The sequence below is a fragment of the Ensifer sp. LC384 genome (genome assembly GCF_001695865.1).
In the GTDB taxonomy this organism is placed as follows: domain Bacteria; phylum Pseudomonadota; class Alphaproteobacteria; order Rhizobiales; family Rhizobiaceae; genus Ensifer.
This window is the reverse complement of the sequence record NZ_MBST01000054.1, coordinates 1-11,132: the sequence shown is the minus strand read 5'-3', so window position 1 is coordinate 11,132 and position 11,132 is coordinate 1. Positions and strand designations below refer to the sequence as shown.

General features: G+C 60.8%; 8 protein-coding genes and 5 pseudogenes. 8 read left to right on the top strand and 5 right to left on the bottom strand.

The window, feature by feature from the left end; all coding sequences use genetic code 11:
• The first annotated feature begins 885 nt into the window (after window positions 1–885).
• A complete protein-coding gene (locus BC363_RS27595; RefSeq protein WP_065786255.1) occupies window positions 886–1,695 on the top strand; it encodes a methyltransferase domain-containing protein in 810 nt (269 codons plus the stop codon).
• A gap of 318 nt (window positions 1,696–2,013) precedes the next feature.
• Here BC363_RS27595 and BC363_RS27590 read toward each other — a convergent pair whose 3' ends face one another.
• Window positions 2,014–2,829 (bottom strand): class I SAM-dependent methyltransferase, encoded by an 816-nt coding sequence (locus BC363_RS27590; RefSeq protein ID WP_065786254.1) that lies wholly within the window; start codon window positions 2,827–2,829, stop codon window positions 2,014–2,016.
• 155 nt (window positions 2,830–2,984) lie between these two features.
• Here BC363_RS27590 and BC363_RS35635 point away from each other — a divergent pair, with 155 nt between their 5' ends.
• The 4 genes and pseudogenes from BC363_RS35635 to BC363_RS36265 all read left to right on the top strand — a co-directional run bounded on the left by BC363_RS35635 (window position 2,985) and on the right by BC363_RS36265 (window position 4,538).
• Window positions 2,985–3,533, top strand: a complete 549-nt coding sequence (locus tag BC363_RS35635) for a cupin domain-containing protein (protein ID WP_202618629.1) — start codon at window positions 2,985–2,987, stop codon at window positions 3,531–3,533.
• Window positions 3,419–4,009, top strand: coding sequence for an AraC family transcriptional regulator (locus BC363_RS35630; RefSeq protein WP_348272184.1), 591 nt, complete (start codon window positions 3,419–3,421; stop codon window positions 4,007–4,009). The genes BC363_RS35635 and BC363_RS35630 overlap by 115 nt, the downstream gene beginning before the upstream one ends.
• 189 nt (window positions 4,010–4,198) lie before the next feature.
• Window positions 4,199–4,357: pseudogene (locus BC363_RS27580) on the top strand (IS110 family transposase); the annotation flags it as partial.
• A gap of 49 nt (window positions 4,358–4,406) precedes the next feature.
• Window positions 4,407–4,538: a hypothetical protein gene (locus BC363_RS36265; protein ID WP_280137960.1), complete on the top strand. Its 132-nt coding sequence runs from the start codon at window positions 4,407–4,409 to the stop codon at window positions 4,536–4,538.
• A gap of 372 nt (window positions 4,539–4,910) precedes the next feature.
• On the opposite strand, the pseudogene BC363_RS34835 reads toward BC363_RS36265, so the two are convergent.
• A pseudogene (locus tag BC363_RS34835) lies at window positions 4,911–5,653 on the bottom strand (MFS transporter); the annotation flags it as partial.
• A 10-nt stretch (window positions 5,654–5,663) separates the two neighbouring features.
• Window positions 5,664–5,940, bottom strand: a pseudogene (locus BC363_RS27565) (metal-sensing transcriptional repressor).
• 557 nt (window positions 5,941–6,497) lie between these two features.
• Here BC363_RS27565 and BC363_RS27560 point away from each other — a divergent pair.
• Complete coding sequence (locus BC363_RS27560; protein ID WP_065786252.1) at window positions 6,498–6,977, top strand: YHS domain-containing (seleno)protein; 480 nt, start codon at window positions 6,498–6,500, stop codon at window positions 6,975–6,977.
• 11 nt (window positions 6,978–6,988) lie between these two features.
• On the opposite strand, the gene BC363_RS27555 is transcribed toward BC363_RS27560, so the two are convergent.
• On the bottom strand, window positions 6,989–8,869 hold the full coding sequence (locus BC363_RS27555) for a tetratricopeptide repeat protein (RefSeq protein ID WP_065786251.1): 1,881 nt from the start codon (window positions 8,867–8,869) through the stop codon (window positions 6,989–6,991).
• A 481-nt stretch (window positions 8,870–9,350) separates the two neighbouring features.
• On the opposite strand from BC363_RS27555, the pseudogene BC363_RS27550 reads away from it, so the two are divergent.
• Together BC363_RS27550 and BC363_RS27545 are read left to right on the top strand one after the other, a co-directional pair.
• Window positions 9,351–9,782: pseudogene (locus BC363_RS27550) on the top strand (transposase); the annotation flags it as partial.
• A 32-nt stretch (window positions 9,783–9,814) separates the two neighbouring features.
• Window positions 9,815–10,330, top strand: coding sequence for an IS110 family transposase (locus BC363_RS27545; RefSeq protein ID WP_244519963.1), 516 nt, complete (start codon window positions 9,815–9,817; stop codon window positions 10,328–10,330).
• Between the two features lie 23 nt (window positions 10,331–10,353).
• On the opposite strand, the pseudogene BC363_RS33930 reads toward BC363_RS27545, so the two are convergent.
• Window positions 10,354–11,067 (bottom strand): annotated as a pseudogene (locus tag BC363_RS33930) (IS5 family transposase); the annotation flags it as partial.
• Window positions 11,068–11,132 lie beyond the last annotated feature (65 nt).

Below are 11,132 nucleotides of genomic sequence, written 5' to 3'. Positions count from 1 at the left end.
TTGACGTATCGATGCCGATACGGATAATCTTGTCCACGGACGGCTCCCTTTGTTTGAGATCTTCACGACTCACTCTGGCACGTTTCGATGCCGTTCGGGGGCCGTCCACCCCAACACATGAGCCCCCAGAAGCTGCGCATCGAGGAAACGGGGGTCGACTGCGGCTGCTTTCCCAGTTGCGGCTCCACCAGTGCAACACCTGCCTTCCGGTGATTAGTACATCCCTCTCCGAGACTGTCATTACCCAGACATTGACAATGCCGCGCCGGGACGCACTGATCACTATTAACTTCTTGTAAAAAATAGCCGCTGCGCGTTCATGTCTCAACTGAGCGGGACGTCCGATGGTGACGGGCCGATTCGCGTTGATCATCACCGCTGGTTTGTGAGCCTTGCCAGCAATCGCTTGGCGTCCTCCTCAAGGCCGGCACAGACGGTCTGAAACTCCTCGATCAGCTCCGGCCGACGCGGTACTTCCATTCGGAACTTGTCAAGTGCCTCAGCCGCGAGCGCATAGGCTTCGAAGAGGTCGTCAAGTTCGCGGTTCTTGATCGTGCGAAGTTGCTTCCGATGTTGCGGCAGGGCGGGCTCGGCCCTTTCGACCGTATGCCGTGTTTTCCGTCTCTTGAGACCATATTTTCGGGGCTGGAGAGTCCCATTTTTCCGTGCTGGAAGCCCGCCGGGGTAGAATGCAAGCAGCAGATCGGTCGGCTACGGTGGAAACGCCGTGTAGGTAAGTTTGCATCTCGATCGTACCCGACACAGACTTCCGTATTGGGTGGATTGTCGCCATACGAGCTTCGGTGCCAGAATGACCAGTACGCTGACGAAAGGACGTTCGCCCTGTCAAATAGTGACCGCGTGGCAACTTCGCGGAGGATAGTGATGACCCTTCCCAGCTACGCAATCAACCAGGCAACTTTCCCGGAGATGTACGAGCGGTGGCTCGTTGACCCTCTCTTTCGGCCGTGGGCCGAAATGACTTTCGAGGAGTTGGAACTGTCTCCAGGCGATCGTGTCCTCGATATCGCTTGTGGTACAGGAATAGTCGCACGCGTCGCAAAGGACCGCCTCGGCGACGCCGGATACATCGTCGGCATCGACATCAGTTCGGATATGCTCGCCGTTGCGCGCGCTGTGGCACCGCGCATCGACTGGCGCGAGGGCAATGCCAGCGCACTACCTCTTCGCAACGGAGAGCAGTTCGACGTGGTCGTCTGCCAGCAAGGAATGCAGTTCTTTCCTGAAAAGCCCGCGGCGGCAGCGCAGATGCGGCGGGCCCTGGCAAAGGGTGGCAGGCTGGCGGTGGCGACGTGGCGCTCTGACGACGAAATACCGTTCTTTCGAGAGTTGCGCCGCGTTGCGGAGCGCCATCTGGGCGCCATCACCGATCAGCGATACAGCTTTGGAGACGCAGCCGCGCTTGAGGCGCTGCTTCGGGGCGCCGGTTTCGATGAAGTCCAGTCAAGGAAGATATCCCGCACCATCCGTTTCACCGACGGCGCACCCTTCTTGCGATTGAATACGATGGTGCTGGTCGGCATGAGTGGTGCCGGCAAAGCCATGGCCGATGAGGAACGCAAGCGCGTCGTGGAGGAGATCGTGAGCGAGAGTGCGCCCGCGCTGCAGCAATACAGCGACGGATCGGGACTCGCTTTCGAGCTCAGAACCAATCTGGCGACAGCCAGGGTATAAAGTGCTTCCGCACCCCTTATCCCGGATGGCGTTCTAAGTGGGGCCAATCTGGGCAACCGCAGGTGGCGGCGGGTTTCTCGCACAGATCCGCCGCTCCCGAACAGGTCGATGAAGGACAATGACGGTTCGATTGTTCCTGTTCCCATCCGTCGCGGTTGGGTGGATTGCCGGCTTTCGCTTCCAGCGCTTCAAAGATCGTTTGTGTGCCGGATTTCCGACGTCCCACAAACTCAGTGCCTGGACAGCGGTGGCTCGCACCAGCCCGGGACCTGACGAGAGGTTCGCGCAATCATCGGCCCTGCAAACTCTGATTGGCGCTCAACCTGTATGTGGATGTTCCAGGCTCTTGCGTGCGGTGATGATGAGCGATGGCATGTCGAACTCGATGGTGCCTCGATCGATCACGAAGGGTCGCAAGGCCGTCTTCGACTCCTTGAGGAGCCGAGCAAACTCTTCGTCGGTGAGCACGCCGCCAAGCGTCCACACGCAGGCACGCTCGGTAGACACAAGCGCATCGATCGACTCGAATTGAACCTTTCCGTTACGTTGCACGACACGGGCATCATCAATGGCGGCCTCTCGGCAGATATCGTGCAGCAGCTTGGCATCGCCAAGAATGAAGGGCGTGCGGAAGGCGTCGCCGACCCGTTTGCCGAACAGCCGATCCAGCAATTGCGCAAAGGCGTTATAGCCCGGCGAGTTCTCGATTGCATCGCATATGGCAACCGCCAACCTGCCGCCCGGCTTTAGAACCCGCATCATCTCGCGCAGGGCCTGTGGCTTGTGCTGGAAGAACATCAGGCCAAACTGGCTGACGACAGCGTCGAAGCTGCTGTCTGCCAGCGGCAGGGATTCGGCCGTGCCTTCCAGCCATTCGACCTGCACAGGCTTGCGACGCGCCACTGCCAGCATCTCGGGATTGGCGTCCAGTCCGACGACCGAACCCGTCCGCCCGACAATGTCGGCTACCGCAATCGTGAGCGCGCCGGTGCCGCAGGCCACGTCGAGCACGCGCTCGCCCTCACTCACTTCCGCTTCCGCAGCGACCACGGGGCCCCATCGAGCAAAAAGCGCCGGCACGAAATGGGCATCATAGACTTCGGCAGGACTGCGCACATCCTCGAGCGTGTTCATGGTCTTGTCTCCAACCCGATCCGCAAGCTGGCACATCCAGTGGATATGCCGGCATACACAGGCTATCCTTGCGCTTGGTACAAGCCCATGATCATACGTCTTTGTCGCTTGCCGCATCGTCCACGATCTTACGTCGCGACCGGCCGGCCGGCACTGTGACGGAGGTGAAGCCGCCCGTTTCGCGAGCTACACATGGCGCGGACCCGCTTTCGGACGTCCTGCGCACGGTCAAGCTCATGGGGGCGCTGTTCTTCCTGGTGGATGCGTCCTTTCCTTGGGGAGTGGAGGTGCCGCACACGGATGCGTTCTCTTCCATCCTCCTGCCGCGCGCCCAGCATGTGGTCTCTTATCACATCATTTTAAAAGGCTCGGGCTGGGCGACTATACCTAACGTGGCGTCTACCTGGTTTGAGGCGGGCGACATCCTCGTGTTCGCGCATGGCGACCCTTATGCGATGCTCAGCGCGCCGGACCAGCCGCCTGAATTCGATGCGGCTGCGACACTGGACTTTTTCCAGGACATGATGACCGGCAAGCTGCCCTTCGTGATCCGCGAAGGCGGCGGTGGCGAGCCGCGCAGCGAATTCGTGTGCGGCTATCTCGGCTGCGACATGCGCCCTTCAATCCCTTGCTCTCCACGCTGCCCCGCCTCCTGCGCGTCAAGCGGCCTGAAACCGAACGCGACGACCTGCTGGGTCGGCTGATCGACCTGACCCTTGCCGAAGCGCGTCGACCGCGGGTTGGCGGCGAGTCCATTCGCTTGCGGCTGGCCGAGCTCATCTTCGTCGAGGTGATGCGTCAATATCTGGAAACCCTGCCGAGCCATGAAACGGGCTGGCTATCGGGCCTGCGCGATCCCGTTATCGGCAAGGTCCTAGGGATGCTCCACGAGGAGCCGGCACATCCATGGACGCTGAACGAGCTAGCGCGCCGGGCCGGAATGTCGCGCGCGGCGCTGGCCTCGCGCTTTGCGCATCTGATTGGCCATGCACCGATGCAGTATCTGACGTTGTGGCGCATGCAGATCGCCGCTCGTTTGCTTGCCGAAAGCTCCATGAAGGTGGCCGCGGTAGCCGGCGAGGTCGGCTATGAATCCGATGCGGCTTTCAGCCGAGCCTTCAAGAAGATTGTCGGTGTGTCACCAGCCGTCTGGCGTGACAATGCTGTTGCGTCGAACTGAAATCATGGTTGCAGCGGTGCGGCCTCACGCAGCCATGTGGTCTTGCGGCCAGTTTCGCTGACCTGCCAAGCCCCCTCAGATGGAAGTGCCGCTACGGCCAAAAGCTAAAAGATGAGGGTGATACGGACATCCCTGTCCCGCCGGTTGAACGTCAGCCTTGGGTCGAAACCGGTATTTCGGCGTCACGAGTCAGCGCTCAGCCTCTGGTTTACAGAACGGGTCCAATCGAGCGGCGGTCGCATGAAGAAAAGTGCAATCGTGGCGCTGGCGCGAAAATTGCTGGTGGCCCTGTGGAAATACGTAGCTGCCGGGGTTGTCATCGAGGGAGCTGTGATGAAGACCGCCTGACAAAACCTACAAACCAAATTCTGTAATCTTCCAGGAGCGACCAATCCTGATGGATCCAGGTGACGAACCGATCCAACATATGGCTTTAAAGGCCGCCACCAAGAATGGTTTCGTCGTCCTGAGCCTCTGCCGCAACGCAAGCGGGATCATGGTGCAGCCCTTAAACGGCGACCGTATGTGAGTTTGAACCGGCAATGGAAACAGGCCGGGGCATGCGAACGGGCTCAGCGTTGGATACCCGAACACGAACGGAGGGAAATGCCCTTGAACCTACACCTTGACATTCCCCATGTGAGTGTTGGAATCAATGCACTAGCGGCACATTGCGAATCCTACGGGATCCCATTCTTCAATCAAAATCTTTCTGATTGATCGCTCGATGGTCTTCTATTTCATTTAGCCAGATTTCTCAGTCAGGGATTGACCTTATTGACCGTCTTCTGAAGCCATTCCAAGTATTTTTCTATATCTTCCCGCTTGTAACCTAAAAGAGCGCCGATGATGCGTTCAAGGTCGGGTCGGCGACCAGGCATCAGCGTATCATAAAGATCTTGCCAAACGCCGCAAGCGCGAGGGCGGTGTCGAGCTGAGTGAGACTGAATTCCGCCTGGACCAGCACTACGGTGTTGACGATGACCATTGAGCCGGCCGCTGCGATCGCGAGGTTGAGCGCGAAGAGGCCGCGCAGCCGCGGTGTGGCGAGGTAGATCCGCAGGCCACGCGTTGTCCGCTCATAAATGCCGCGGTGTTCTGAAGCCTTCGGACTCGGCAAAATGACCGAGACGACCAAGGCCGCCGACGCAAGGAAGCTGACTGCCGTCAGCAGCGCCGCCGCCAGCATCGGGCTGGCGACGCTTTCGAGGTCATAGGCGAGGCGCGACAGCGACAAAGCGCGGGTATATTCCTTCTCGTCCGGCAGAACCTCGGGAATCGTCGCCTGGAAGGTCGGCGTAAATCCGGCTGACGCCGATTGCAGAACGAAGATCAGGACATAGACTTGCCATACCTCGCTGACTAACGGCAGCAACAGCGCGACCGCTGCACGGACGAGATCGAGAGAAACGAGCATCGCACGGCGGGGGGACGTTCAGCGAAGGCGGCCGCGACCGGGGCAACGCCGACATAGGCGATCATCTTAATGGCAAGGGCCGTGCCGAGCACCGCTCCGGCAGCGGATCCAGCAAGATCATTGGCGAGAAGCCCAAGCGCGACGGTCGCGAGACCCGTTCCGATGAGCGCGATCACCTGGGCTAGGAACAGGTGACGGTAAATGCGATTGCGGAAGACGCCGATCACGAGACTCCTCCTAGAGATACTTGGTGATCGACTTGAACTCGTCGATCGACCGGCGCTGGTCGCGCGGAAGAGCGCCCGCGGCCTCTTCGAGGCAGTGGTCCAGATGGTCCTGGATCAACCTCCGCTTCGCCTGCGAGATCGCCTTCTCGACCGCATGCAGCTGCTGGGCGATGTCGAGACAGGGCCTGCCTGATTCGATCATGGCGATGACGCTCGTCAGATGTCCTTCGGGCCCGCTTCAGCCGCTTGACAATCTCGGGATGGCTTTCGTGTCTGTGTTCTGTCATGCCTTCTCCTATCCCCCCTGGAGGGGATATTTCAAGCCGAACAGCTGCCTTCGTCCGGTCCGCATCACGATCAACGCGTACGATGCTCCACCTGAGAAGAACCTCACCTGCACCAATGCGGCGAGGCATCGACGAGCGTGGGGCAAACTCCTCTAGAGGCGCTGCGCGCGGCGAGGAACGTGAAGAACGACCCTTTCCTAAAGTTCGCCACGTCACTCGGCGAGGTCTGCAATATGTGGCAAAGTTGTCCTTCCTCTGACCGGATTAGGCCGAACCAGATGCGAAAAATCGCCGCTTGGGACCAGGCGCACCGTGACGCCTTGGGATGACGTGATGACAGATCGTCAATCGCTCGGGTCAAGCCATATGCTGCGCCCACATGTCGGCGGTTTTCTGCTCGTCCGGCGTTGCCGTGATGAACACGGCCGTGGCGGCCCCAAGGCATAAGCCGGGATCGACGACGTAATTCAAATATCGTGAAATCCCGACGGTGAATGGGGTAGAATACCGTGCGGCATTCTTTGAGAGGGTATTCCGCAAGAGACAGGAGAACTTCCATGTTGACGCGTCGTGATGGATTGCTCTTGACGGCTGCCGTGCTCCTCCTCGGCACGATGGGCCACCGGGCCTGGGCGCAGAATGCCGGTCATAATGCGAAGCGGCTAGCGCTCAAGGGCTACGATCCGGTCGCCTATTTCACCGAAGGACGTCCAACACTCGGCAAGGCAGAGTTCGAGTATACGTGGGACGAGGTGCGCTACCGCTTCGCGTCGGAGCAGCATATGTCGATGTTCCAGGGCGATCCCGATCGCTATGCCCCGCAATATGCGGGGTCGTGCGCGATGGGGATGTCCAAGGGGATGAAGGTCGAAGCGAACCCGGAGACCTGGCTCATCTCTGACGGTCGTCTTTTCGTTTTCCGACCATCGGACGGCCCGACACGCTTCCAGGCGAACCCGCAAGGCATCGCGGCGGCAGCAGACAGGAATTGGGAGCAGCTCAAGGACGCTCCGATTGGTGCAGCCATCCCGCAATGACGCTGGATCATTCACGTCAGTCCGGCCTTGCGCAGTCCCTCGATAAGGTAGTCATGGTGCGCCCGGTTCCGGAATTCTGAACCGAAGGTCTGCGGATCGAAGACCGGCAGCCGAAGCTTGACCGCTTCGGCCATGCGCTCGGCATCGCCGGTGCGTCCAAGCTGGCCATACGCCGCCGCCAGCACGACCGGAACGAAAACGAAGTCCGGATAGCGCAGCGCTCCGCGCTCAAGAACCCGAATGGCGTCGTCGTGACGGCGCAAAGTGTAATATGCGAGCCCAAGGTTGAGAACGTAGTTGACCTCTAGGCTCGGATCGAGGGCAAACCCCGTCTCCAGCGCTGCCACTGCCTCTTCGGGCCTGCCCGCCCAAAGTAGAGCGCCACCCCGTTGAGCGTGGCTTTCCGCATCGCTCGGGTTGAGCGCCAGGGCCCGGTCGATTTCCAGCAGCGCCCGATCGTACTGGGTCTGAACGCTGTGCACCTTGCTCAAGACACGATGAGCATCGAGATTCTCCGGGTCGGATGACAACGCCGCCTGTGCGCTCGTCTCGGCGCGCGCAAGCATATCGTCCGGAAACTCCGTCCAGCCGAGCGTCGCCATATGGTAATAGGCAAGGCCCAGCCCAGCGGACGCCGCCGCGTAGTTGGGGTCGACCTGTAGGGCTTGCTCGAAGAGTTGCCGCGCCTCGCGATTGCTGGACCGGGTGGCCCGACGCAGTTCGGCGCGTCCGCGCAGTACGAGATCATACGCGTCGAGAACGTCGGGTGGCTTGGCCATCGCGCGTTGCTCCTCGACACGAGTTAGGTTGGCGGCAAGCGTTCCGGCGACGCGCCGTGTGATCGCATCCTCCAGGGCGAAGACGTCCTCGAACTGCTCCTCGAACCGCTCCGACCAGAGCAGGATGCCTTTATCGGCATCGGTTAGGCGGGTCGACACGCGCACGCGGTCGCCGGCGCGTCGCACGCTTCCTTCCACCAGATATCGCACGCCTAGCTTGCGACCGACGTCCGCCAGCCGGACCGCTTCGCCCTTGTAGGGAAGCGTGGCGTTGTAGGCGATCACCGTCAGCGCCGAAAAGCGGCCCAGTGCATTGACGATATCCTCGCTGATGCCATCGCTGAAATAGTCATTCGCGGGGTCGCCGCTCTGGTTGACAAACGGCAGTACCGCGATGCTCGGCTTGGCCTGCGGTATCGGCTCGGCGGTCGGTGGTGCTGATGGAGCGGTGATTGGCAGCGTGGCTGGAATCAGGACAACATATGCGACGATCGCTGCAATCGCCGAGATCGCTGCAGCGCTAATGATAAGCCGTAGGCTGAGGCGACGCGGTTGCGCCGCATCAGCCGGCACCGCCGCCGTGGTGCCCGCCGCCAGACGATACGCCCTCACCGGTCGGGCGATGTTCTTGAGTGCCTTCTCGCCAACATCCTTCCAAGCAAATCCGATATGCCCGTGCAACTGATCGACGACCGCTGCAGACGCGTACACGCTGCCCGGTTCGGCAAGCGACTGAAGGCGCGCGGCGACATTGACGGCGTCGCCGAAAATGTCGCCGTCCCGCACCATGACGTCGCCAAGGGTAAGCCCGATCCGCAGCCATTGCCGTTTCGGTTCGGGAACGCCAGTGTTTCTCGATTGTAGGCCTTCCTGAATTTCGAGCGCCGAAAGCGCCGCGGCGATCGGACTGGCGAATTCGGCTAGGAATCCGTCGCCCGTCGTCTTGACGATACGCCCACGGTGGCGGTCGATAGCCGGCCCGATCAGCTCAGTCATGTGCGCCGCGAGCGCCGCTAGGGTGCCCTCCTCGTCCTCGCCGATCATCCGGCTATAGCCGGCAACGTCGGCACAGAGGATGGCGACGAGCCTGCGATCGACGTCGAGATTGGCCATCGAAGCTGTGATCCACACACTGCGCCGCGCCCGAAGTCACGGAACCCACGCAGCGCGGTGAAAGTCTACCACGCCGATTGTGCTACTGCCTATGGCGCCCCGACGATGATACGGCCTCGCTCACGCTCATGGCGGGACCGGTCGCGTGTCGGAAAAGCGCTCGCAAGAACTCGGAGGAACACTAGAAAAGTCCGCGGTGCCCGCGACATTAGGCCGCCGAAATCACATACATGTAGGCTGCCAGATGCAACAATGTCCTTAGGTCTGTGCCCCTCACGAATGTCGGGTTCTGGCGCTTCCTGCGATGATCTCCCAGGGAATGGAAAGCACGGCCTCAGTCGAAGCTACACATGGGGTAATCGCGGCGCGATCGTCTCAGCTCAATTTACAAGATGATGGCTGGCGGGGGTGGTTGCCCCCGATAAGATGGAAATACGGGCTCACGATTGGCACCGGGCCCAAACATCATGTGGAGGCAACCATGGACCAATATATAGGGCTCGACGTTTCGTTGAAAGATACTGCGATCTCGATCCGACAAGATGGGAAGCGGATATGGCGGGGGAAGTGCCCTTCTGACCCAAAGCTTTTGGTGCAGCTGATCCGCAAGCATACCCCGCACGCCAAACGCGTTATATTTGAGGCGGGGCCGCTGTCGACGTGGTTCTATCACGCGCTGATGGCTGAGGGAGTTCCCGCGATCTGCATTGAAGCGCGGCATGCACAAAAGGTATTGAACGAGACGCTCAACAAGACTGACGCCAATGATGCGGATGGGTTGGCCCAGTTAGCCGAAGCCGGCTTCTACAAGGTGGTCCGGGTAAAAGCGTTCGACAGCATGCTAACGCGCACTCTGGTCGGGGCTCGATATCAGCTCCTGGGCGTCTCAACCCAGTTGAGCAACCAGGTCCGATATTCAAGCACGGTGGCGAAGGGCTCGCCGCGATGGCCGCCTGGCTGATGACGACGAGCGGCGCGACCGATCCCGCACAAATCCAGATCGCTATCGAGGTTCCGCATGGGCCTGTGGTCGAAACGCTGATCGAGCGCGGCTTCAGGGTGCATTCCATCAGCCCGAAGCAGATGGATCGCTTCCGGGACCGCTTCACTCTTGCCGGCGCCAAGGACGACAGCCGGGACGCAGAAGTGATGGCCTCGTCCCTGCGCACCGATCCGCGTTGCTACCGGCTTCTGGCTGGAGCCGAACCCGTCATCATAGAGTTGCGCGAATGGTCGCGGATGGCCGAGGATCTCGGCACTGAACGCAATCGCCTGACAAACCGCATGCGTGAGCAACTCTGGCGTTATTTTCCTGCAATGCTCGAGCTGGAAGGCGATCTTGGCGCCGAATGGCTGCTCGATCTCTGGGAGGCTGCGCCGACGCCGGCCAAGGCCGTGCGCGTCCGCGAAAAGACGATTGCCGCCCTTCTCAAACTCGCCGCGATGTGGCGGTCCCGTTGACCGGGTGGCCCCGTATCATTGGTCTTCACCGCCGTCGAACGCGGTGGAATGACCACCCTTGCGGCGGCACTGTGCTGCAGGACTGTTCCGTAGGTCGGCTTGCCGTCATAGGCGCCGTCCGCGGTGAACTGGCCAATCTCAGCATCGATCCGGTCGAGCAGTGGCCCCACCTGGGAGGGATCGTCCGTGTCCTGATCAGTCAGCTGATGGGCGATGATCTCGCCGCTGTCGGCATCCAACGCCAGGTGCAGCTTCCGCCAGTTGCGCCGTGATCGGGCGCCATGCTTGTCCTCCAGCCACTGCCCGGCGCCATAGATTTTCAGCCCTGTGCTGTCGACCAGCACATGCAGCGGGCCATCCGGGAGCAACTGCGGCTGTCTTTGGGGTGATGGCGTCCATTTCTGCGCGCGGCGGCTCAGCGTCGTAGGATCAGGGACGGGGATCTTCAGCCCCATGAGATCAAGCACCGAGCTCATCAATCCCTCGGTTTGCCGCAGACGTAATCCGAAGACGCAACCCAGCGTCAAGGCGGTTTCGATGGCGAGATCGGAATACCGGGGCTGCCCGCCGCGGGTCTTGCGTCGGGGTGCACGCCATCCCGCCAGCGCCTCCGGCGTCAACCACAGGGTCAGGCTGCCACGCCGCCGCAGGCCGGCCTCGTATTCCGGCCAATTCGTCACCCTGAATTTCATCTTCTTAATGTGATGACGGCGAGCGGCGTTGTGCTTGTGGGGCATGGCACACGGATCAAGCTGAAATCGGGCCTGACCGCTATCGCCAAATTATTGACGATCTATGCACC